The organism is Ruegeria atlantica, assembly GCF_013032455.1.
Classification (GTDB): Bacteria; Pseudomonadota; Alphaproteobacteria; order Rhodobacterales; family Rhodobacteraceae; genus Ruegeria; species Ruegeria atlantica_B.
Map to the genome: position 1 here is coordinate 405,361 of NZ_WQCF01000001.1, position 21,617 is coordinate 426,977.

The following is a 21,617-nucleotide window of genomic DNA, read 5'->3' on the forward strand; positions in this document are numbered from 1 at the left end:
ATTTACTAACAGCTTCTTTGTTCTCGGACATTGGCGACCCTTTGACAGCATGGCGTCATGAAACCGTGTTGCTGATTGTCTGGCAAGGTTTATACCCAACACTCGCCGCATCAGGTCGACAGCCTAAGAACGCCGGCTTACAAGTTAGGCATGTCCGATCCCGTCTCTTCTATCCGCAATCTTGGCCCTGCATTCGAGCAAGCCTGCACACACGCCGGTATTCGCACCGCTCAGCAGCTGCGGGATCTGGGCCCTGACGAGGCCTATGCCCGGTTGTTGCGGTTTGGAACTCGACCTCATTTCATTGGTTATTATGTGCTGGTCATGGGGCTGCAGGGTCGCCCGTGGAACGATTGCAAGGGCGACGAGAAGAAAGCCCTTCGGCAACGGTTCGATGCCATTAAAACCAGCGTTACCGCGATGCCTGAAACCCAGATGATCTCGGACCTGGACGCCATCGGCGTTCGGGTGTCTGCCGATGACCTCAAGCCGGTATAAAAAAGGCCGCACCCGACACCGGGAGCGGCCTAAAAAATTTGATCTTATGGCGGATTAGCCGACCAGTTCGATGCCCGAGAAGAAGTAGGCGATCTCAACAGCTGCGGTTTCCGGAGCGTCGGAACCGTGGACCGAGTTTTCGCCAACCGACTCGGCGAATTCGGCGCGGATGGTGCCGGGGGCTGCGTCTGCGGGGTTGGTTGCGCCCATGACTTCGCGGTTCTTTGCAATGGCGCCTTCGCCTTCCAGAACCTGAACAACAACCGGAGCCGACGACATGAATTCGCACAGTTCGTCATAGAACGGACGCTCGGCATGCACGTCATAGAACTTGCCTGCCTGAGCTTTGGTCATGTGGATGCGCTTTTGCGCAACGATGCGCAGGCCAGCTTCTTCGAACTTGGCGTTGATCTTGCCAGTCAGGTTGCGGCGGGTTGCATCGGGTTTGATGATCGAGAATGTGCGTTCCAGTGCCATGTCGGCCTCTCCTTAACATAAGGCGCGGGTTCGCGCCGAAATCCATCGCGCGCCGCCTAGCACGGTCTGTGCCCCAAGAAAAGTGGAATGATGGACAGGTGCACCACAGAAAACCGGATTGTGTCCGGCAGTGGCTCGCACAGGCCAAGGCAATGTTGAACCTGACCGGCTCAGCCGAGGCAAAGTAGGCTCAAGCCGAGCACGGATCAGGCGTGAACGTAACACTCAAAAAGATGCTGTTAAATCGGCTTAGAATTAAACATGCTGAGCCGCTAGCGGCGTCCGAAATGCTCTGTTATGAGCGGCACATGCTACGGATCGAAGACATCACCTATGCGGTCGAAGGCCGCCCCCTGTTTGACGGCGCCAGCGCCACCATTCCTGACGGCCACAAGGTCGGTTTGGTGGGGCGCAATGGCACCGGGAAAACAACCCTGTTCCGACTGATCCGGGGCGAGCTGGCGCTGGAATCAGGCAACATCGTTTTGCCGAAACGCGCGCGGATCGGGGGCGTGGCGCAAGAAGTTCCCTCCTCCGACGTGTCGCTTATCAATACGGTGTTGGCGGCCGACACCGAGCGTAGCGCGCTAATGTCTGAGGCTGAAGGCGCCGAGGATCCAGCGCGGATTGCCGAGATCCAAACCCGTCTGGCCGATATCGATGCTTGGTCGGCCGAGGCGCGTGCGGCCTCGATCCTCAAGGGCTTGGGGTTTGACGATCAGGACCAGCTGCGCCCGTGTTCGGATTTCTCGGGCGGTTGGCGGATGCGTGTGGCTTTGGCGGCGGTGCTGTTTTCCCAGCCCGATTTGTTGCTGTTGGACGAACCGACCAACTATCTGGACCTCGAAGGCGCGTTGTGGCTGGAAAGCTATCTGGCCAAGTATCCGCACACGGTGATCATCATTTCGCACGACCGCGGGCTGCTGAACCGCGCGGTGGGGTCGATCCTGCATCTGGAAGACCGCAAGCTGACCTATTACGCGGTGCCTTACGACAAATTTGCTGAGCGCCGCGCCGAGCGGCTGGCACAGGCGGAATCGGAAAACGCCAAGGCCAAGGCCCGCATCGCCCACCTGCAAAGTTTTGTGGACCGGTTCCGCGCAAAAGCCTCGAAAGCTGTTCAAGCCCAGTCTCGCCTGAAGATGATTGAGCGCATCCAATTGGTGTCAACTCCGCAAGAGGCCGCTTTGCGAGCGTTCAGTTTCCCCGAACCCGAGGAACTTTCCCCTCCGATCATCCATCTCGAAGGTGGTATCACCGGGTATGGCGAGACCGAAGTACTGCGTCGTCTCAACCTGCGCATAGATCAGGATGACCGCATCGCGCTGCTGGGGAAGAACGGACAGGGGAAGTCAACCCTGTCCAAGCTGCTGTCCGACCGCCTGCCCCTGATGGCGGGCAAGATGACCCGCAGCAACAAACTGCGCATCGGTTATTTCGCTCAGCATCAGGTGGACGAACTTCATGTGGACGAAACGCCACTGGATCACCTGCGCCGCCTGCGTCCAGATGAGGCGCCGGGCAAATGGCGCTCACGGCTGGCCGGTTTCGGTTTAAACGCGGATCAGGCGGAAACTTTGGTCGGGCGTCTTTCGGGCGGACAAAAGGCCCGCCTATCTCTGCTGATCGCCACGATCGACGCACCGCATATGCTGATCCTTGACGAACCGACCAACCACTTGGACATCGAAAGCCGCGAGGCGTTGGTCGAAGCTCTGACCGCCTATACCGGCGCTGTGGTTCTGGTCAGCCACGACATGCACCTATTGTCGCTGGTTGCAGACCGGCTGTGGCTGGTCTCGGACGGGACGGTCAAACCCTTTGACGGAGACCTTGAGACATATCGCAACCTGCTGTTGGCCCGTGACAAACCGATCAAGGAAAAACCTCAGGTGGCGAAGCCCAAACGCCCTTCGCGCGAGGCGGTGCTGGCCCTGCGCGCCGATCTGCGCAAATGCGAAGATCGGATCGAAAAGCTGACAGACATGCACGAAAAGCTTTCGGCCAAACTGGCGGACCCGGCCCTGTATGAAGACGACAAGATCAACGATCTGGAAACCTGGAACCGCAAGTTCGCCGAAGTGGTCGAAGCCATGCAAAAGGCTGAGTCGCTTTGGGTCGCGGCCGCTGAACGTTTGGAACAGGCGGAAACCGCATGACCGATCCTGTCGTTGAAACCCATGCAATGATCGCGGGTATGCGCCCCGAGATTCAGCCCGGAGAATTTGCGTTCGTCGCCTGGCCCGATGACAAGCCCTGGCCCGAAGGTACGCGCGCCAGCTGCGTTGAGGCGGAGGGGATGTCTCTTATCGTCCCGATCAATAGCGCACCAAAGGATGCGGTCGCCATGCGCTGCATAACATTGCAGGTTCATTCCTCACTGGAAGGCGTGGGGTTGACTGCCGCCGTATCCGGGGCGTTGGCGCAGGCGGGTATTCCTGCAAACATGGTCGCGGGCTATCACCATGACCACGTATACATTCCTTCAGGCCTGTCAGACGACGCCCTGAATATTCTGCAAGGTCTGCAACGGAGCAGCAAATAGCCATGGACAGTGCATTCCTGATAACCGCGTTCACAACGCTATTCGTGGTCCTCGACCCACCCGCGCAGACGCCGATCTTTGTTGCGCTGACCCAAGGCATGGACTGGGCCACGCGCCGCTCTATCGCGATCCGGGCCTGCCTGACCGCAGGTGTCATTCTGGCCATGTTCGCCGCCTTCGGAGAAGCCCTTTTGGGGTTCGTTGGCATCTCGATGGAGGCGTTTCGGGTCGCTGGTGGCGTTCTGCTGTTCCTGACTGCACTCGACATGCTTTTCGAACGCCGCACCAAGCGGCGTGAAAACAGTGCCGAGGAAGAAGAGCACCCCGATCCGTCGGTCTTTCCGCTGGGCATCCCTCTGATCGCTGGTCCCGGCTCAATTGCGACCATGATCCTGCTGGCCGGTCAACAGCCCGGTATTCAGGGTCTGGCCGTGGTCATCGGTGTCATGCTGGTCGTATTGGCGATGGTGTTTGTGATGTATCTGACATCTGGCGCAGTGGCGCGCATTCTGGGCAAGACCGGGTTGAACGTGCTGACCCGGTTGCTGGGTATGCTGCTGGCGGCGCTATCCGTTCAGTTCATTTTGGACGGACTCAAGGCCTTTGGTTTTGCATCGTAAGTTCCCATATACCTTAATGTAATCGCAGCAAGGTGTAAGGCATGGACGGCGACAGCATTGGACGTTTGGTATATCTGGTCGTGCTTGGTCTGGCCGTTGTGGCGTGGTTTATCTCGCACAACCGCCAATCGCTGAACAAAACCATGCAACAGGCGATGGCCTGGGTCTTTATCTTTGTCGGTGCCATCGCTGTGGTCGGGCTTTGGGAGGATATACGCTCGACCGTGGGCCCTTCCCCGCAAATGACTGTGACCGGCGAAACAATCGAAGTGCCCCGCTCTTATGACGGTCACTATTACCTGCCTGTCCTGGTGAACGGAGAGCCGATCACTTTCCTCGTCGATACCGGCGCCAGCCAGATCGTTCTGAGCGAACAAGACGCCAGGCGCATTGGCATCGACCCCGACCAGCTGAACTACCTCGGTCGCGCCTCAACCGCGAACGGAGAGGTCCGTACCGCGCCCGTCCGGCTGGACAGTCTTGAGCTTGGGCCGATCACCGACAGCGGCGTTGCGGCCTGGGTTAACGAAGGCGATTTGCGCCAGTCGCTGCTGGGCATGGATTACCTGCACCGGTTCTCGAATATTCAGTTCACGGATGGCCGCCTGATCCTGTCTCGGTAACAGGTCTGCGGCTGCATTTCCGAATTGAGAACAAAATGAGAACATGTTAATCTGGCAGCATGTCTACACACCTTCTTGGCCGCAAACCCGCGCGCGCCGCGCCGGGGGTCACACTTCACGATGGCATCACCTTGCAACTGGGCCGCGTGCACGAAGCCTGCGGCCCCGCCCGGCGCAGCTTTGCTATGTGGCTGGCCGGTCAGACGCAGGGGCCGGTGCTGTGGATTTCGCCCGCATGGGAACCAGGCCAGTTGAACCCCGACGGGATGATGCCCTTTGCCGACCCGGCCCGGTTCATCTTCGTCCGCCCCACCCGCGCCGAGGATCTGCTGTGGTGCATGGAGGAAGCACTGCGCAGCGGGGCCATCCCGTTAATCTTCGGCGACCTGCCCGGCGCGCCGGGGCTGACGCCGGTGCGGCGCATGCATCTGGCCGCCGAACAGGGGCGCGCGATGGGGCGGGCTCCGCTGGGAGTGTTGCTGACCCCCGGTGAGGGCGGCGCGCAGGGGGTCGAGACGCGCTGGCACATGGCCGCAACCCATCAAGGCGAGGCCCGCCGCTGGACCCTGACCCGCCGCCGCGCCCGCGCCCTGCCCCCGGTCAGTTGGCAAGCCATCCAAACCAAATCACGTGCCGGTCTGAACCTGACCCGAACCGAGGCCGAAGATGCTTTGGTGTGACACCTCACAAAGTTAAGAAATCTTGTGATTGGCAAAATCCGGCCTCCCACCCTAGCATTTCCGCATGAACCAACCGATCCACGACAGCCGAAATTCCTGGCTTCGCCTGTTGATCGCGCGCGCCACTACCATAAAGGCGAATGCGGACGGATAGGCCATGACCGGCTTCGCACTGCAGAAGATATGGTTGCGACAGGCGATTAGCTGTCAGGGCAAGACGGAGGCTCTGGGTGAATCTGCTGCGCTTAGACCGGTCCCAGAGTTGTTGGAAAAACAGGTGATCAAAATCGTTATGACATTGCTGAACCAGTCGACCTGCCGCAGGTCAGAGGGGATTGCATGACCCAGCTGACCCGACGCACACTGCTGGCTGGTCTGGCAACCCTGCCCCTAACCCCTGCAGCCCACGCTGCAATTGCCCCTTATAAACTGGTACTTCAAAACACGTCGGTCGGTTTTACCTTTGATCTGTCGGGGTTGACCCAATCCGGAACAATGCCAATCCAGACCACGGATATTCAGATTGACGTTCGTGACCTGACAAAAAGCCGCGTAGCCGTCACCCTAAACGCCGCCGAAGCCCGAACCAAATTGCCGTTTGCCCGAAGCGCGATGCTGGGCGTGGGGGTCCTGGATGTCGAAAATTATCCGACAATTCACTTTGCATCGACCAAAGTGGAACTCGGGGAAGGCGGGCGGCTCTCGCGCGGCGCGAAAATCACCGGAGACCTGACCCTGCGCGACGTGACACGTCCGATCGCCTTTCAAGCCGACCTCTTCCGCCCACCCGGCAGCGCGCCTGAAAACCTTGATATGCTCTCAATTCGCCTGACTGGCGGACTGAACCGCCATGATTTCGGCGCATCCGGTTATGCCGATCTGGTGCAGGACACCGTCGGACTGGACATTCGAGCCGAGATCAAACGGGTCACATAGACAAAAAACGACGCCTCAGAGTCGATTAGGTGCGCGCATTCAGGCCCCATTATGGCTAGCTGGCCTTATCATGAGAACGATAATTTCTTTTGCCGCCCTTTTTCTTTCTGTGATTCTGCTGCAGCTTTCCACGGGCGGCGTCGGACCGCTGGATGCCATCTCGGGACTGACACTGGATTTCACGACCGAACAGATCGGCCTCCTTGGTTCGGCGCACTTTATCGGCTTCTTTGTTGGATGCTGGTGGACACCGCGCCTGATGGGCAGCGTCGGTCACTCTCGCGCATTTGCTGTCTGCACCGCTTTGGGTGCGATGGGGTTGCTGGGGCACACGCTAACCGACAACCCCTACATCTGGGCGGCCCTGAGAATCGCGTCAGGCACTTGCGTTGCCGGATCCTATACAGTGATCGAAGCATGGCTGAACGCCAAAGTCACAAACGAAACTCGCGGGCGCGCAATGGGCACCTATCGCGTTGCGGATATGGGCGCCTCGCTGTGTGCACAGCTGATCATCGCTGTGCTGCCACCCGCCTCGTATGTGTCATACAATCTGTTGGCCATTCTGTGTTGTGCCGCCCTGCTGCCCCTGACCTTGACGAAAGCCACACAGCCCGAAACACCCGACGCCCCACGTCTGCGGCCCAAGCTGGCATGGCGCAGCTCGCCTTTGGCGGTGGCAGGCGTGATTATTGCGGCGCTGAGTTCCGCGTCCTTCCGCATGGTTGGCCCTATTTACGGGCAAGAGGTCGGACTGGGCGTGGATCAGATCGCATTCTTCCTTGCCTCATTCGTTCTCGGCGGTGCACTGGCGCAATACCCGTTGGGCTGGTTGGCAGACAAATATGACCGCCGCTGGGTGCTGATCTGGCTGTCCGCCGCCGCCGTGCTTAGCTGCGGCGTCACGATGGCCGCCAGTGGAACCGGCACTCTGGGTGTTATGCTGGCTGCCGGATTCTTTGGCCTGACCACCTTTCCGATCTTTTCGCTGTCGTCAGCGCATGCAAACGATTTTGTCACGACCGAGGAGCGGGTCGAACTGTCTGCCGCGTTAATGTTCTGGTACGCGCTGGGTGCGATTGCCTCTCCCTACATCTCATCTACGTTGATCGAAGCATTCGGCCCTGGAGCGCTGTTCGCCTATGTGGCCACTGGGCATATTGGTCTGATCCTGTTCGGCTTAGCTCGGATGCGCTCGCGCCCAACACCCGAAGAGCGGACAAACTACGTTTATGCACCGCGCACATCCTTCACCATCGGGCGTCTGCTAAAACGGTCTCGGGAGGAATAAAGACTCTATTCTAACGGTGGAGATGACGGGATCATTTCGTCCAGAATTGCGCCCGCCTCATACCCCAACAGGTCTACTTCCATCCGAGCGGGGTCACCGAAGGCCCAAGCTCCGACGTGACGCTGCATTCGCTCGTAACCGACGAAATCCGCCATCGCCTGGTTCCCATGCGCGTTTTCAGCAAACATCACCTGTCCCGCAGCAACCTTCTGCGGCATCACTCGCTCCAAGTAAAGCTCAACCACATTGACCCCCGTCACGTTCGACCCGCCATGATGGACGACATACATGTTGTCCCAAACATCTTGACTCACTGCGGCACGCGCATCTGAGACAGCCTTGTGCAAAGCGCCAAGTTCCGCACGCGCAGCATCTCGCATATTTGCCGCCCAAGCCGGTCGCATGTCGTTTATCACCTTCGACACTTCCTCGGACGTAAGGGTTCCGCGGTTAACGGCATCGAGTGTAAAAGCGCGCGCGGTTTCAAGCATCTGCCGTTGTCTAGATTTTGTGTCTTCGGGCAGATCAAGGTGCCCGACCGAGTTCAGCAATGTGTCTATCGCCTTTGCGATGTTCTCAAAGTCCTCTTTCCAACGCGCATTCTCGGTGTCCTCATCAGGCCACGGAGTGACTGCCCCTATGATCCCCAAAAGAACGTGTGAAGTTGACTTGAAGATCAGGTAATTCGGCGCGTCGCGTGGAAATGTGACCTCTCCGTCCTTTGTCATGACCGTTACATCGCGTGCGATGACCATGACGGGCCGGGTCTGCGCGGTCAGAACATCCTGACCGCGCCGGAATATCGAGAGCATCGTCTTGTCAAAGGTATCAATGGCCTTCATGGCTTCGCTTTGATCCGCCGATACAATGGTTGGCGAAAAAAGCATGATGACCGAAGCGGCCAAGACCGAACGAACGAAAGGCATCAAGTAAAACTTTAGCATAATTCCCCCCGTGAAATTGTATGCAGAAGCATAATACACGGCCCGAGAATTTCGCGAAGGCACCCTTTGTTCGTGATTATAAGGCTTCAAGCAAGAAACCGGGGTTTTGCTAGCCGCTTACATAAGGTAGACGGGCGCGCAGTTAGTTACGTGGAAACGCAAAATGGCTCGAATTCTCATTACCTCGGCGATCCCTTACATCAACGGGATCAAGCACCTCGGCAACCTCATCGGCTCGCAATTGCCCGCCGATCTGTACGCACGCTATCAGCGTGGCCGGGGGAACGAGGTTATGTATCTGTGCGCCACGGATGAGCACGGCACCCCTGCGGAACTGGCGGCTGCCAAAGCTGGCAAACCAGTGGCCGAGTATTGCGCCGGCATGTATGCGGTTCAGGCGGATATTGCGAAACGGTTCGGGCTCAGCTTTGATCACTTTGGCCGCTCGTCCAGCGAACAGAACCGAAACCTGACCCAGCATTTTGCGGGCAAACTGGATGAAGCCGGACTAATCCGCGAAGTCAGTGAGAAACAGGTTTATTCCAACGCAGACAAGCGGTTCCTACCCGACCGTTATATCGAGGGCACCTGCCCCAATTGCGGTTACGACCGCGCGCGCGGCGACCAGTGTGAGAACTGCACCAAGCAGCTGGACCCGACCGATCTGATCGAGCCGCGTTCTGCCATTTCCGGCTCCACCGATCTTGAGATACGCGAGACCAAGCACCTGTATCTGCGCCAGTCCGCAATGAAAGATCAGCTAGATGCGTGGATCGACAGCAAGACGGATTGGCCGATCCTGACTACCTCGATTGCAAAGAAATGGTTGCATGATGGTGACGGTCTGCAGGATCGCGGCATTACCCGTGATCTGGACTGGGGTGTACCGGTCAAGAAAGGTGATCAGGACTGGCCGGGGATGGAAGGCAAGGTCTTCTACGTCTGGTTCGACGCGCCGATTGAATACATCGCCTGCGCCAAGGAATGGGCGGACGCCAACGGCAAATCGGATGCCGATTGGGAGCGCTGGTGGCGCACTGACAAAGGCGCCGATGACGTGCGCTATGTGCAGTTCATGGGCAAGGACAACGTTCCGTTCCATACGCTGTCCTTCCCGGCAACCATCCTAGGTTCGGGCGAACCGTGGAAGATGGTCGACCACCTGAAGTCGTTCAACTACTTGAACTATGATGGTGGCCAGTTCTCGACCTCTCAAGGTCGTGGAGTGTTCATGGATCAGGCGCTTGAAATTCTGCCCGCCGACTACTGGCGCTGGTGGTTGTTGAGCCATGCGCCGGAAAGCAGCGACAGTGAGTTTACATGGGAAAACTTCCAGCAATCGGTGAACAAAGACCTCGCCGACGTTCTGGGGAACTTTGTCAGCCGTATCACCAAGTTCTGCCGCTCGAAATTCGGTGAGGCCGTTCCAGAGGGCGGCACCTATGGCGAGCGCGAGCAAGCCCTGATCGAGGAACTTACCCGCCGTGTCCGCGCCTATGAAGGGCATATGGAGTCAATGGAGGTCCGCAAGTCAGCGCAGGAACTGCGCGCGATCTGGGTCGCCGGCAACGAATACCTTCAGGCCGCCGCACCTTGGTCCACTTTCAAGGAAGACCCCGAACAGGCCGCTGCACAGGTGCGTCTAGGCCTGAACCTGATCCGCCTCTATGCCGTGCTCAGTGCGCCGTTTATCCCCGAAACCTCGGCCCGGATGCTGAGTGCGATGAATACGCTGGACACCCGTTGGCCAGATGACGTCGCAGCGGCGCTGGACGCTCTGCCCGCCGGGCATGAGTTTTCGGTGCCAGAAGTGTTGTTCGCAAAAATTACCGACGAACAGCGCGAAGACTGGCAAACCCGGTTCGCTGGCACGCGCGATTGATCTGTTGGAAAATTAGAATTGAGAAACGGGGGTCACATGACCCCCGTTTTCGTTTCTCAAACAAAATACATAAACACTTCGGCCTAAGTTAGCCCAGCAACAAAAAAATATCCGCGGCCCTTGACCTACAGTCACACTCAATATGCTTGAGATAAAATCTCAAAACGGCCATCCTGATCCAGAATTCAGTCGACTCGTTGGAGCAGACAGCCTGCCCTGACGAAAAATCTTACGTTTTAACGAGGCGCCCGCCATGTCCCTTGCATTGAAGAACTTTCACTCTCGTTTCGGCGGCGCGTCCCGAGCCTTTGCCGCTCTGGTTGGAATAAGCATGGCGCAAACCGCCTTCGCCCAAGATCAAAGCGACGCCCCACCACCCAAAGTGTCGATTGCAGCAGCCTACACGCAGGAAATCACCGAAGAAGCCGTATTCATCGGCCGCGCCGAAGCCCTTGACAAAGCAGATATCATAGCCCGCGTCAGCGGGTTTTTGGAAAGTCAGAACGTGGAAGACGGTGCGCTGGTCAAAGAGGGAGACCTGCTGTTCACCATCGAGCCTGACCTCTATCAGGCGACACTTGAAGCCCGAAATGCGGATCTTGACCGGGCAGAAGCCAATCTTGAGTTGGCCAAGGTCGATCTTGCCCGGAAGGAAGAGCTTTACAAACGTGACGCCACTCCAGAGTCAGAACGCGATATTGCGCGTGCCAACGAACTGGTGGCCGAAGCAGAGGTCAAAGCTGCAAAAGCTGCGATTCAGCAAGCCGAGCTTGATTTGAGCTATACCAAGATCCACGCGCCGTTCGATGGCCGCATCGGGCGGGTGGCGATCAGCGTCGGTGATGTGGTCGGGCCAAACAACCCCCCGCTGGTAAATATCGTCAGTGAAGCCCCGATCTATGTGAATTTTTCCATCAACGAGAAGCAATTTACAACGGTTCTTGAAACAGTTGGCGAGAACGCTTCATCCCTTGCGGAAAGCAACAAGAGTCCGAACGTGCACGTCACGCTGCCGAACGGAAGTAAACTGGATGAAACCGGTAAAATCGTGTTTGTCGACAATCGGATCGACCCTCTCACCGGCGCGATTTCGATGCGGGCAGAATTCGACAACGCCCAACGGCTAATCGTCGACGGTGCATTTCTAAGCGTGCAAATTGAAGCCCTACAACCCACACTTGAGGTTTTGGTCCCCCAGGCCGCGCTGCAACGTGATCAGCGGGGTGAATTTGTGCTGGTTGTCAACGACAAGCAGATGGTGGAACAGCGTTACATAACCACCGGTAACAACGAAGGCACGGCAGTAATCGTCAAGGATGGTCTGCGCGAAGGAGAAAGCGTCATCGTCGAGGGCTTGCAAAGGGTTCGGCCCGGCGTCGCTGTTGACGCTGTCGTGGCGTCCGAGCAGCCGGGAGAGTAACAGATGTTCTCAGCCCTGTTCATCAGCCGGCCAAAGCTGGCGCTTGTTATTTCGCTTGTCCTGACAATCATGGGCGGCATCGGCTATCTGGTTCTGCCGGTAGCGCAGTTCCCGGACATCACGCCACCCGTCGTAAGTGTGTCAACGACATATACCGGCGCCAATGCCGAAACTGTGGAAAACACCGTCGCCGCCCCGATCGAGGCGCAGGTGAATGGTGTGGACGATATGATCTATATGACGTCCACGTCGTCTGACAACGGATCGTATTCTCTGAATATCACATTCGAGGTCGGCACCGACCCGGATATCGCCTCGGTGAACGTTCAGAACCGGGTGGCGCAGGCCATGTCCTCTCTGCCGTCCGAAGTTACGTCTTCGGGTGTGGTTACGCAAAAAGCGTCGACAAACATGCTGCTGCTGGTGACGCTGACCTCGCCCAACGGCACCTATGACAGTGTGTTTCTGTCGAACTATGCCTCGATCAACCTGAAAGACGCGCTGGCGCGGGTTCAGGGCGTGGGTAAAGCTGACGTTCTGACCAATCTGGAATACGCCATGCGGATCTGGATGGATCCGGATCAGATGGCCGCTTTGTCCATCACTCCGGGCGATGTGATCAACGCCATCCGCGAACAAAACATCGAAGTATCGGCAGGTTCGATCGGTGCGCCCCCGGTACCCGAGGGGCAGACGTTTCAGTACACGATCAAGACCAAGGGCCGTTTGACCTCGGCCGAGGAATTCGGTGACATCGTTATTCGCACGGGTGACGCTGGATCAATCGTGCGGGTCAAAGATATCGCGCGGGTGGAACTGGGCGCGCAATATTACGCAGCCTCGGGTTACTTCGACAGCGTTCCTGCAACAGTTATCGGCATCTATCAGGCCCCCGGAGCGAACGCTTTGGCGGTATCTGAACGTGTCGAAGCCGAGCTTCAGCGACTGTCCCGTTCCTTCCCCACCGATGTGGAGTATCAGGTTCCCTTTAACACCACGGACTTTGTGGAACAGTCACTGAACGACGTGGTTTCGACCCTGATCCTGACCTTCACTCTGGTGATCTCGGTTGTGTTTGTTTTCCTGGGCAGTTGGCGTGCGACAATCATTCCAGCGGTTGCGATCCCGGTCTCACTAATCGGGACATTTGCCTTCCTGCTTTTGTTCGGCATGTCGCTGAACACGATCTCTCTGTTCGCTTTGGTTCTGGCCATCGGGATCGTGGTGGACGACGCGATTGTTGTGGTCGAAAACGTAGAACGGATCATCGCGGATGAGGGGCTGCCCCCTGCCGAAGCAACCCGCAAAGCCATGGGGCAGATCACTGGCCCGGTGATTGCAACGACGCTGGTGCTGCTGGCCGTGTTCGTGCCGGTGACGTTTATGCCCGGCATCTCAGGGCGGCTTTATTCGCAATTCGCTGTGACCATCTCGACCGCCGTGGTGATTTCCTCGATCAACGCTTTGACCTTGTCCCCAGCCTTGTGCGGGTTGGTTCTGCAAGCGCGCTCGGGTCCCCCCAAGGGGCTGTTGGCGGTGTTTGAAAGATTTATCGGCACCATTCGGGGCGGCTATGTCGCGATTGTGCGCAGGTTGCTGATACTTCCGGTCATTGGCCTTGGCGTCATCGCGGCACTGGCAATGGGCACCGGGACAATCATGTCCAATACATCCAGTGGCTTTTTGCCGCTTGAAGACAATGGATATTTGTTCGTCGACATTCAGCTTCCGGACGCGGCTACGCTGGAACGCACCGAGGTCGTCTCGTCCCGTGTCGACGATCAAATTCAGGAAATCCCCGGCGTATCGAGCACGGTTCTGATCAACGGCTTCTCGCTTCTGAACGGCACCACCACAAATGGCGCGGCGATCTTTGTGAACCTCGAAAATTGGGATGATCGTCAGGAAGATGACCTGAGTGCAGACGCCATTTTGAAAAAGGTTTTGGCCATCGCCAATGGCGAATCCGCCGCCTCGATCGTGGCCTTCAACCCACCACCCATTCAGGGCCTGGGTATGTCGGCTGGTGTCGAGATGGAGGTGCAGCAAACCGGGGGCGGCTCGCCACAGGATCTGGCCTCGGCCGTGGGGTCGCTGGTTTATTCGGCGAACCAACGACCCGAGATTGGACAGGCCTATACGACCTTCCGCGCAAACGTACCGCAGCTTTTCGTCGATCTTGACCGCGAGAAGGCCAAGACACTGCAAGTGTCCGTGGCCGAAGTGTTCCAGACCATGCAGGCGCAGTTGGGCTCGTACTACGTGAACGACTTCAACCTGTTCGGGCGGGTCTATCGGGTCATGATCCAGGCAGATGGCAGCTATCGCGACAATGTCGAGGATATCTCAAACCTCTATGTCCGCTCGCAAGAGGGCGAGATGGTGCCGCTGGGAACCCTGGTCGACGTGGAAAACGTGCTGGGCCCGGTTCTGTTGAAACGGCATAACCTATTCCGTTCGGCAACCGTGACAGCGGTACCCGCACCTGGGTTGTCCAGTGGCGATGCGATCAATGTAATGACTGAGGAATCAGCTACTGCCCTACCCCCGGGATACGCGTTTGAATGGACCGGGACAGCGCAGCAACAGCTTGCTTCAGGCAGTCTTGTGATCGTCATCCTCGGATTGGCAATCTTGTTCGGTTACTTGTTCCTGGTCGGTCAGTATGAGAGCTGGACGATGCCAGTCTCGATCCTGCTCTCGGTGATCGTTGCCCTCTTCGGGGCGGTAGCAGCCGTCGCTATCGTAGGCAGTGACATCAACCTCTATACGCAGATTGGGATGATCATGCTCGTGGGGCTAGCGTCAAAGAACGGCATCCTTATCGTCGAATTTGCCATGGAGCAGCGGGCCAATGGCTTGTCGATCAAGGACGCCGCTGCTGAGGCTGCCTATCAGCGTTTCCGTGCGGTGATGATGACTGCCCTGTCCTTCCTGTTGGGTGTTGTACCGCTGCTGGCGGCCAACGGCGCGGGCGCGGCCAGCCAAAAGGCCATCGGTGTCGCGGTCTTTGGCGGGATGCTGGCAGCCACGCTGGTCGGCGTCATACTGGTGCCGGTGCTTTATGCGCTGATGCAAAGCCTCAGGGAATGGATCAAGGGCACCAAAAACGATCCCGGACCATCCGAAGAAACCGCCTAAATCAACAAAGCCCCGCCAGAACGGCGGGGCTTTGCTCTAAGCGGCAGCCTGTACGCTGCGTTGATCCATCCATTCCTCTATCCGAGCGATCTGATCAGCGCTCAAACGAAGGCCCAACTTGTTGCGACGCCAGACGGCATCTTCGGCTGTGCGCGCAAACTCCTTGTCCATCAGCCACTCTAATTCTCGTGCGGTTATCGTGGCACCGAAGTCCTCACCCAATTCTTCAGCGGCAGAAACTTCGCCCAAAATTGTCCGTGCCTCTGTGCCATAGGCCCGAACGAGGCGTTCAGCCCATAACCAATCAAGAAATGCATAATCGGCCTCCAACCCGGCGACCAGATCCTGAACCCCATCGACCGGGAAGTCACCGCCGGGCAAGGCAACGCCCGCCGTCCAAGGTCCGGGCAAATTCGGGAAATGCTCGGCAACCTTCTCCAGAGCACTTTCTGCAAGCCTTCGGTATGTTGTGATTTTTCCGCCAAACACATTCAGAACTGGCGCGCCACCATGTGCGTCCACTTTCAACGTATAATCCCTTGTCGCAGCAGTCGCACTGTTGGCCCCGTCGTCGTAAAGAGGGCGAACGCCGGAATAAGTCCAGACGATGTCATCGCGCGTAACAGGCTTTTGGAAATACTTCGTCGCAAAGGCACAGAGATAATTCTGCTCGGCCTCGGTACAGACCGGAGCAACGTCGGGTTCCGGGTGATCCTGATCCGTGGTGCCGATCAGCGTGTAGTCCCGCTCATAGGGAATAGCGAAGATGATGCGTCCATCTTCACCCTGAAAAAAGTAGCACTTGTCATGGTCGAACAACCTGTGGGTTACGATATGGCTGCCACGAACCAGGCGGACGCCCTCGCGCGAATTCACGTGGATCTTTGACTGGATGATGTCGCCAACCCACGGGCCACCGGCATTGATCAGCATTCTGGCCTTGATCACGCGGGTTGAATCGCTGGCACGATCACGGATCGTCACCTCCCACAGGTCATCCACTCGTTCCGCCGACAGAACCTCGGTACGAACCAGTATTTCAGCACCACGAGCCTCAGCATCGCGGGCATTGAGAACAACCAGCCGAGAATCCTCGATCCAGCAATCAGAGTACTCATAGGCAGTCTCGAACTTGTCCTGTAGTGGCCGCCCCTCGGGCGCTGTTTTCAGGTTCAACGACGACGTACCAGGCAGGATTTTTCGTCCGCCCAGATGGTCGTACATGAACAGTCCCAGGCGGATCAGCCAGGTTGGGCGACGCCCTTTCATCCAAGGCATGACCGTACTCAGCAAACGCGATGTCGGCGTTTCTGCATCAAACCGCATATCCGCGTGATACGGCAGTACAAAACGCATTGGCCAGCTGATATGCGGCATCGCCCGCAACAGGGTTTCGCGTTCTATCAAGGCCTCGCGCACTAGGCGAAACTCGAAATACTCCAGATAGCGCAGCCCCCCATGGAACAGTTTGGTCGAGGCTGAGGAGGTCGCCGAAGCCAAATCATTCATCTCGGCCAAAGTCACCGAAAGCCCGCGCCCCGCCGCATCACGCGCGATACCGCATCCATTGATCCCGCCGCCGATGATGAAGAGGTCCGAGACCTGCCCGTTTTTCTGTTCCATTTCGGATGATTCCCCACTGTGGAAAACGCATGCTCATTAACCGCAGTCACCCGCGTTTCGTCAACTTTGATTTTCGTTTATGTTCGATTTGCCGCATTTAGTCTAATTTTTTGGAGCATAGCCTGGCTTAATGTTGCAAAAATCAATAATTAGAACAAAAACGAACAAACCCAAGTTGGAGCAAACAGTGTCCCTTTCTTTTCGCCAGTCAGACATTCTGAACATCGCCAAGCAGGATGGCCGCGTAATGGTCGAAGATTTGGCCGCGCGGTTTGATGTGACCGTCCAAACCATTCGGCGTGATCTGTCTGACCTCGCGGACATGGGAAAACTGGACCGTGTTCATGGCGGTGCCGTGTTGCGCTCGGGCGTTTCGAACATAGGATACGAAGACCGCCGGGCCCTGAATGCAGATGCTAAGGCCCGCATTGCGCAACTCTGCGCACAGGGCATCCCGGACGGAGCATCGGTGTTTCTGAACATAGGCACCTCGACCGAGGCTGTCGCCCGCCAGCTGCTGGACCACAAAGACCTGATGGTGGTGACCAACAACATGAACGTCGCCAATATCCTGGTCGACAACCCGAACTGTCAGATCGTTGTTGCGGGCGGTGTGCTTCGCCGCTCGGACGGCGGATTGGTTGGCAACCTGACGATCTCGACAATCGAACAGTTCAAGTTCGACTATGCAATCATAGGCTGCTCAGCCATGGATGTTTCGGGCGACCTGCTGGATTTCGACTTTCAGGAGGTACGGGTCAGTCAAACCATTATCACCCAAGCTCGCCAGACCTGCCTTGTTGCCGACCACTCCAAGTTTCAACGCACTGCACCGGCGAAGATCGCGTCGCTGGCCGACGTCGATATTTTCTACACCGATCAGGCATTGCCTGAAGAGTTAAGTGCGCAATGCGCTAAGTGGCAAACACAACTGAAATTGTGCAGCTGACGTCCATCAGTTCTCTTTAAAAGGGAGCCCAAATCGCAAGTTCTTGCCAGATACGTCTCGGCCTGACACACTCGCCCTATTGCGATCGTCGCACGGGACGGGAGGTCCGGGCCATGATAGCGCTTTTATTTGCGTTACTTACAGTCACCATGGGGCTGAATTATTTCAATCTGAGAACCGCAGCCAATGCGCTGTTCTTTATCACGCTGGCGTTGAGCGTCTATTGGCTGAAATTTCATGCCACCAGCCAGCTAACGATTCAGCTGTAGAAAGGGCCGGGATGACACCAGAACTTTCACGCACCCTGAATGCGCTTGGCATGCTGGCCGTCAGCTTGGTATTGTTGCTGGCCTATATCTATCAGCTGACACTCGGCGAACTGCCCTGCCCATTGTGCTTATTGCAAAGGGTCGGATTTGTGGCCGTCGGCGTAGGGCTCGGACTGAACCTGTTATACGGCGCGCGACCGCAGCACTATGCCATTATGCTTCTTGCCGCGCTATTTGGCGGCAGCGTCGCCGTGCGCCAGATTCTGCTGCACATCGTGCCGGGAACCGGCCATTATGGCTCGCCCGTTCTGGGGCTTCACTATTATACGTGGGCTGCGATATGCTTTTTCCTGATCCTTCTGGGCACGGCTTTTATGCTGCTGTTCGATCGGCAGTACGACACAGACACCCAACAACCACGCTTTGGCGGCAGCGTTCTAGCCAAAAGCGCGTTTTTCGTCATGTTGGGCCTCGCGGCGTTGAATGCGATTTCGACCCTGCTGGAATGCGGGCCGGGAATATGCGCGGACCCGCCAACGAACTACAAATTGATTGACGAACTGCGCACCAACGACTGAGGATGGAGTAACCTTCCCACAAGGAGGCACGAGCATGGGATTACTGGGGCAGCCGCTAGACTACTATGACTATCTGACATTCGTGGCGCTGATCTTGCTGCTGGCGGCGGTGATGGGGCTGTTTATTTTCATCATGGGCCTGCCCGGACGGATCGCAATCAAGCGCAACCATCCTCATGCAGAATCCGTCAAGATCATGGGGTGGATGGGTTTTCTGGCCATCGTTCCATGGGTGCACGCCTTTATCTGGGCTTTCCATGACAGCGCCACCGTGGATATCCGCCGCATGCCTGACGATGAACGCGACGCGGTTCGCAAGGAAATCAAACGGTTGGGCGGCACTCTAACCGACGAATATCGCGACCCGCTTGATCCCGACGAGACACAGAAAAGCTAAGGCCAAAGGAAGTCACAAAATATGTTTGTCGCCCTCGGCATTACGCTGTTCTACATTATATTCGTCTGGTTCATTTTCTTCAAAATGCAGTGGCTGAAGTTCAACATCGCCTGGGGCATCGTGTCTTTTTGGGTCGGCGCCCACCTTCTGTTGATCTTTCTGGTCGCGCTTCGGTTCTTTCAACCCTTCTCCATCGACAGCCATGTTGTTCGCTCGACCATACAAATCGTACCGCGACTGACCCAACCGACCGTCTTGACCGAGGTTCTTGTCGAGCCGAATACCGAGGTCAAAAAGGGCGATGCGCTCTATCGCTTTGAGGATACCGTGTTCGCCCTTGAGGTTCAGGAAGCCAAAGCGCAGTTGGTTGCGGCCCAACAAAATGCCAAGATCCTTGAACAGGACGTCATCGTGGCATCCGAAGCCGTCGAGCGTGCGAATGCGCAACTGGCCTATGCGCTGACTCAGCAGAAGCGGTACGAAAACCTCGTGCCCGCTGGCGGCGCGCGTCAGGATGAGCTGGACCGTTGGAACGAACAGGTCACCGAAGATCAGGCCCAAATCAAAGAGGCCGAAGCCAATTTGGAAAAGGCGCAACTGGCGCTGGATTCCCAGATCGACGGGGTGAACACAGGCATCCTTCAGGCACAGGCGCAGTTGGAAAAGGCGCAGTATTTCCTTGATAACACGACGATTTACGCGCCCGAAGACGGCATGATCGTCTCGCAACAGGCCCGTCCGGGGTTAGTTGTGGGTGAGATCCGGCTCGGTGCAATTGCCAGTTTTGTCACCAAGGACAACCCTTATATTCTGGCGACCTATCGCCAGCAGAACCTGAAGTTCGTCGAACCCGGCCAAGAGGTTGAGGTGGCGCTAGACCTCTATCCCGGTGAAATCCTCTCCGGCAAGGTCGAAGCCATCTGGTGGGCCACCCGCCAGGGTCAGTACCTGCCATCGGGCCGCCTGCCCGGCTTTGAGCTGCCGAAGCTACCCGGCCGCATTGCGGTGCAAATTTCCGTCGACGTTCCTGAAAATCACACCTTCCCCGCCGGTGGCCATGCCGCTGTGGCGATCTACACCGGCCAAGGCAAAAGCTTTGAGTTTCTGCGGCGCATCAATATCCGCCTTTACTCTTTCGCCAACTTCATCCGACCACTGGATATCTGAGGACACATGACATGACCCGGGCCAGACTTCACCGCAGACTGATCGGCACTGCCCTGTGCGTGGCACTGATGGTAGGTTGCGCGCCCGTTGGCCCAGATTTCGTGAGCCCGAACTCTCCGATCGTGAAACAGTGGATCGAAGTGAACAGCCCCACCGCAGGGCAAAGTGGCCTTACGTCCCGCAGCGCTCCGGTTGTGAAATGGTGGGAGACGTTCAATGATCCCACCCTGAATAAGCTGATCGCAGAGGCGTACGCTCAGAACCTCGACCTTCAAGTGGCAGGTGCCCGCGTTCTGCAAGCCCGCGCGCAGCTGGGGATTGCCTTCGGTGAGCTATACCCGCAATCGCAGGCCATTGGCGGATCGATCGAACGGCGGCAGATCAGTGAAAATCTAGGGCCGATTTCGGATATCAATCGGATCATCCCTTTGGATACCGAGTTTTCAACCTCGCAAGTTGGGTTTGACGCACAATGGGAGTTGGACGTCTGGGGCCAACAACGTCGCGGAGTTCAGGCAGCGCGGTCCAATCTGGCGTTGCAGGTGGCGAACTACGACGACGCCCTGGTGACGCTGACTGGGGATGTGGCAGCGCTGTACGTTAACATCCGCGCGCTACAGGAATCTCTGACCGTCGCGCGCGAAAACATCCGACTGCAACAAGAATCCGCCGAACTGACCGAACTGCGCTTTAACAACGGCGTGACAACCGAACTGGACGTGCAGGAATCCACCGCCCTACTGAACAACACCAAGGCGCTGGTACCCGAACTTGAAAGCGACCTGCAACAAACCAAGAATGCGCTGGCCGTTTTGCTGGGGACAACGCCATCTAGGATGACCAACCTGCTAGGCAATTCGGGGCGTATTCCGTCGGCCCGCTCCAACGTGGCCGTGGGCGTCCCTGCCGAACTACTGCGCCGCCGCCCAGATGTGCGCGCAGCTGAACTGGCGGCGGCCACTCAGTCGGCTCAGGTGGGCATTGCAATGGCTGACCTCTACCCGCAGTTCATTCTGTCCGGCTCCATTGGCCTTCAGGCATCGGGTGGTCGAGACCTGTTTTCATCGGCCAGTACGACCGGTCTGGCCAATGCGGGTGTCGTCTGGAATGTGCTGAACTATGGCCGGATCAAGAACAACGTGCGCGCGCAGGACGCAGCCTATCAGGCGCTAATCGCCAACTACCAGAACACTGTTCTGACCGCCTATTCCGAAGTGGAAAGTGCGATGGTCGCCTATGCCCAATCGCGCAAGCAGGTAGGATTCTATGAAAAAAGTGTCGCCGCATCGCGCAAGGCCGCCGACATTGCAGTGGATCAGTACCGCGACGGTATTGCCGATTATTCCCGCATACTGAACACGCAAACTGCTTTGCTGAGTTCTCAGGCCAACCTGATTGAGGCGCGTCAACAGGTCTCCAGCAATCTGGTCGCGGTTTACAAGGGTCTTGGGGGTGGTTGGCAGATTCGTCAGAACCAAGAGTTCCTGCCGCAAACCGTATTGGCGGAAATGGCCTATCGCACCGATTGGGGCGACTTGTTGCAAGAGACCCCTACCCGCGCCAGCTTGAACTGATCG

General features: G+C 57.3%; 21 protein-coding genes. 18 read left to right on the top strand and 3 right to left on the bottom strand.

Annotation, left to right across the window (positions count from 1 at the left end; all coding sequences use genetic code 11):
- Window positions 1-150: 150 nt before the first annotated feature.
- On the top strand, window positions 151-498 hold the full coding sequence (locus tag GOW93_RS02000; RefSeq protein ID WP_170381390.1) for a TfoX/Sxy family DNA transformation protein: 348 nt from the start codon (window positions 151-153) through the stop codon (window positions 496-498).
- A 54-nt stretch (window positions 499-552) separates the two neighbouring features.
- Here the strand turns inward: GOW93_RS02000 and ndk are convergent, their stop codons facing one another.
- The gene (ndk, locus tag GOW93_RS02005; protein WP_008757405.1) at window positions 553-975 is read right to left on the bottom strand and encodes a nucleoside-diphosphate kinase; all 423 of its coding nucleotides are present in this window, start codon (window positions 973-975) and stop codon (window positions 553-555) included.
- Between the two features lie 308 nt (window positions 976-1,283).
- Here ndk and GOW93_RS02010 point away from each other — a divergent pair, with 308 nt between their 5' ends.
- The 8 genes from GOW93_RS02010 to GOW93_RS02045 all read left to right on the top strand — a co-directional run bounded on the left by GOW93_RS02010 (window position 1,284) and on the right by GOW93_RS02045 (window position 7,670).
- The gene (locus GOW93_RS02010) at window positions 1,284-3,134 is read left to right on the top strand and encodes an ABC-F family ATP-binding cassette domain-containing protein (RefSeq protein WP_170381391.1); all 1,851 of its coding nucleotides are present in this window, start codon (window positions 1,284-1,286) and stop codon (window positions 3,132-3,134) included.
- Window positions 3,131-3,520: an ACT domain-containing protein gene (locus tag GOW93_RS02015; RefSeq protein WP_170381392.1), complete on the top strand. Its 390-nt coding sequence runs from the start codon at window positions 3,131-3,133 to the stop codon at window positions 3,518-3,520. The genes GOW93_RS02010 and GOW93_RS02015 overlap by 4 nt, the downstream gene beginning before the upstream one ends.
- A 2-nt stretch (window positions 3,521-3,522) precedes the next feature.
- Window positions 3,523-4,140, top strand: coding sequence for a MarC family protein (locus tag GOW93_RS02020; protein ID WP_170381393.1), 618 nt, complete (start codon window positions 3,523-3,525; stop codon window positions 4,138-4,140).
- Window positions 4,141-4,181: 41 nt separating this feature from the next.
- Complete coding sequence (locus GOW93_RS02025; protein WP_170381394.1) at window positions 4,182-4,763, top strand: retropepsin-like aspartic protease family protein; 582 nt, start codon at window positions 4,182-4,184, stop codon at window positions 4,761-4,763.
- Window positions 4,764-4,822: 59 nt separating this feature from the next.
- Window positions 4,823-5,443 carry an ImuA family protein gene (locus tag GOW93_RS02030; protein ID WP_170381395.1) on the top strand — a complete coding sequence of 207 codons (621 nt, stop codon included), beginning with the start codon at window positions 4,823-4,825 and terminating at the stop codon, window positions 5,441-5,443.
- Between the two features lie 157 nt (window positions 5,444-5,600).
- A complete protein-coding gene (locus tag GOW93_RS02035; RefSeq protein WP_170381396.1) occupies window positions 5,601-5,786 on the top strand; it encodes a hypothetical protein in 186 nt (61 codons plus the stop codon).
- Window positions 5,783-6,379 carry a YceI family protein gene (locus GOW93_RS02040; protein WP_170381397.1) on the top strand — a complete coding sequence of 199 codons (597 nt, stop codon included), beginning with the start codon at window positions 5,783-5,785 and terminating at the stop codon, window positions 6,377-6,379. Before GOW93_RS02035 ends, GOW93_RS02040 begins: the two co-directional genes overlap by 4 nt.
- A 70-nt stretch (window positions 6,380-6,449) precedes the next feature.
- Window positions 6,450-7,670: an MFS transporter gene (locus tag GOW93_RS02045; RefSeq protein WP_170381398.1), complete on the top strand. Its 1,221-nt coding sequence runs from the start codon at window positions 6,450-6,452 to the stop codon at window positions 7,668-7,670.
- Between the two features lie 5 nt (window positions 7,671-7,675).
- On the opposite strand, the gene GOW93_RS02050 is transcribed toward GOW93_RS02045, so the two are convergent.
- Window positions 7,676-8,614 (bottom strand): hypothetical protein, encoded by a 939-nt coding sequence (locus GOW93_RS02050; RefSeq protein WP_170381399.1) that lies wholly within the window; start codon window positions 8,612-8,614, stop codon window positions 7,676-7,678.
- A gap of 163 nt (window positions 8,615-8,777) precedes the next feature.
- On the opposite strand from GOW93_RS02050, the gene metG reads away from it, so the two are divergent.
- From metG to GOW93_RS02065, 3 genes are all read left to right on the top strand, one after another.
- Window positions 8,778-10,496 (top strand): methionine--tRNA ligase, encoded by a 1,719-nt coding sequence (gene metG / locus GOW93_RS02055; protein WP_170381400.1) that lies wholly within the window; start codon window positions 8,778-8,780, stop codon window positions 10,494-10,496.
- Between the two features lie 253 nt (window positions 10,497-10,749).
- A complete protein-coding gene (locus GOW93_RS02060) occupies window positions 10,750-11,916 on the top strand; it encodes an efflux RND transporter periplasmic adaptor subunit (RefSeq protein ID WP_170381401.1) in 1,167 nt (388 codons plus the stop codon).
- A gap of 3 nt (window positions 11,917-11,919) precedes the next feature.
- Complete coding sequence (locus GOW93_RS02065) at window positions 11,920-15,057, top strand: efflux RND transporter permease subunit (protein WP_170381402.1); 3,138 nt, start codon at window positions 11,920-11,922, stop codon at window positions 15,055-15,057.
- Between the two features lie 36 nt (window positions 15,058-15,093).
- Here the strand turns inward: GOW93_RS02065 and glpD are convergent, their stop codons facing one another.
- The gene (glpD, locus tag GOW93_RS02070) at window positions 15,094-16,680 is read right to left on the bottom strand and encodes a glycerol-3-phosphate dehydrogenase (RefSeq protein WP_170381403.1); all 1,587 of its coding nucleotides are present in this window, start codon (window positions 16,678-16,680) and stop codon (window positions 15,094-15,096) included.
- Between the two features lie 187 nt (window positions 16,681-16,867).
- Here glpD and GOW93_RS02075 point away from each other — a divergent pair, with 187 nt between their 5' ends.
- From GOW93_RS02075 to GOW93_RS02100, 6 genes are all read left to right on the top strand, one after another.
- Window positions 16,868-17,629 carry a DeoR/GlpR family DNA-binding transcription regulator gene (locus GOW93_RS02075; RefSeq protein ID WP_170381404.1) on the top strand — a complete coding sequence of 254 codons (762 nt, stop codon included), beginning with the start codon at window positions 16,868-16,870 and terminating at the stop codon, window positions 17,627-17,629.
- Between the two features lie 113 nt (window positions 17,630-17,742).
- Window positions 17,743-17,898 (top strand): DUF5993 family protein, encoded by a 156-nt coding sequence (locus GOW93_RS02080; RefSeq protein ID WP_170381405.1) that lies wholly within the window; start codon window positions 17,743-17,745, stop codon window positions 17,896-17,898.
- Window positions 17,899-17,909: 11 nt separating this feature from the next.
- A complete protein-coding gene (locus GOW93_RS02085; protein WP_170381406.1) occupies window positions 17,910-18,476 on the top strand; it encodes a disulfide bond formation protein B in 567 nt (188 codons plus the stop codon).
- Window positions 18,477-18,510: 34 nt separating this feature from the next.
- The gene (locus GOW93_RS02090; protein ID WP_170381407.1) at window positions 18,511-18,873 is read left to right on the top strand and encodes a DUF3302 domain-containing protein; all 363 of its coding nucleotides are present in this window, start codon (window positions 18,511-18,513) and stop codon (window positions 18,871-18,873) included.
- Window positions 18,874-18,894: 21 nt separating this feature from the next.
- Window positions 18,895-20,040, top strand: coding sequence for an HlyD family secretion protein (locus GOW93_RS02095; protein WP_170381408.1), 1,146 nt, complete (start codon window positions 18,895-18,897; stop codon window positions 20,038-20,040).
- An 11-nt stretch (window positions 20,041-20,051) separates the two neighbouring features.
- Window positions 20,052-21,614 carry an efflux transporter outer membrane subunit gene (locus tag GOW93_RS02100; protein WP_170381409.1) on the top strand — a complete coding sequence of 521 codons (1,563 nt, stop codon included), beginning with the start codon at window positions 20,052-20,054 and terminating at the stop codon, window positions 21,612-21,614.
- Window positions 21,615-21,617 lie beyond the last annotated feature (3 nt).

Excerpts from the sequence above, each read along its gene's own strand:
- GOW93_RS02090 (WP_170381407.1), top strand. The coding sequence starts at position 18,511 with ATGGGATTACTGGGGCAGCCGCTAGACTACTATGACTATCTGACATTC.
- glpD (WP_170381403.1), bottom strand. The coding sequence starts at position 16,680 with ATGGAACAGAAAAACGGGCAGGTCTCGGACCTCTTCATCATCGGCGGC.
- GOW93_RS02025 (WP_170381394.1), top strand. The coding sequence starts at position 4,182 with ATGGACGGCGACAGCATTGGACGTTTGGTATATCTGGTCGTGCTTGGT.
- GOW93_RS02095 (WP_170381408.1), top strand. The coding sequence starts at position 18,895 with ATGTTTGTCGCCCTCGGCATTACGCTGTTCTACATTATATTCGTCTGG.
- GOW93_RS02040 (WP_170381397.1), top strand. The coding sequence starts at position 5,783 with ATGACCCAGCTGACCCGACGCACACTGCTGGCTGGTCTGGCAACCCTG.
- ndk (WP_008757405.1), bottom strand. The coding sequence starts at position 975 with ATGGCACTGGAACGCACATTCTCGATCATCAAACCCGATGCAACCCGC.
- GOW93_RS02045 (WP_170381398.1), top strand. The coding sequence starts at position 6,450 with ATGAGAACGATAATTTCTTTTGCCGCCCTTTTTCTTTCTGTGATTCTG.
- GOW93_RS02035 (WP_170381396.1), top strand. The coding sequence starts at position 5,601 with ATGACCGGCTTCGCACTGCAGAAGATATGGTTGCGACAGGCGATTAGC.
- GOW93_RS02100 (WP_170381409.1), top strand. The coding sequence starts at position 20,052 with ATGACCCGGGCCAGACTTCACCGCAGACTGATCGGCACTGCCCTGTGC.
- GOW93_RS02010 (WP_170381391.1), top strand. The coding sequence starts at position 1,284 with ATGCTACGGATCGAAGACATCACCTATGCGGTCGAAGGCCGCCCCCTG.
- GOW93_RS02015 (WP_170381392.1), top strand. The coding sequence starts at position 3,131 with ATGACCGATCCTGTCGTTGAAACCCATGCAATGATCGCGGGTATGCGC.
- GOW93_RS02085 (WP_170381406.1), top strand. The coding sequence starts at position 17,910 with ATGACACCAGAACTTTCACGCACCCTGAATGCGCTTGGCATGCTGGCC.
- GOW93_RS02000 (WP_170381390.1), top strand. The coding sequence starts at position 151 with ATGTCCGATCCCGTCTCTTCTATCCGCAATCTTGGCCCTGCATTCGAG.
- GOW93_RS02065 (WP_170381402.1), top strand. The coding sequence starts at position 11,920 with ATGTTCTCAGCCCTGTTCATCAGCCGGCCAAAGCTGGCGCTTGTTATT.
- metG (WP_170381400.1), top strand. The coding sequence starts at position 8,778 with ATGGCTCGAATTCTCATTACCTCGGCGATCCCTTACATCAACGGGATC.
- GOW93_RS02020 (WP_170381393.1), top strand. The coding sequence starts at position 3,523 with ATGGACAGTGCATTCCTGATAACCGCGTTCACAACGCTATTCGTGGTC.
- GOW93_RS02030 (WP_170381395.1), top strand. The coding sequence starts at position 4,823 with ATGTCTACACACCTTCTTGGCCGCAAACCCGCGCGCGCCGCGCCGGGG.
- GOW93_RS02080 (WP_170381405.1), top strand. The coding sequence starts at position 17,743 with ATGATAGCGCTTTTATTTGCGTTACTTACAGTCACCATGGGGCTGAAT.
- GOW93_RS02060 (WP_170381401.1), top strand. The coding sequence starts at position 10,750 with ATGTCCCTTGCATTGAAGAACTTTCACTCTCGTTTCGGCGGCGCGTCC.
- GOW93_RS02050 (WP_170381399.1), bottom strand. The coding sequence starts at position 8,614 with ATGCTAAAGTTTTACTTGATGCCTTTCGTTCGTTCGGTCTTGGCCGCT.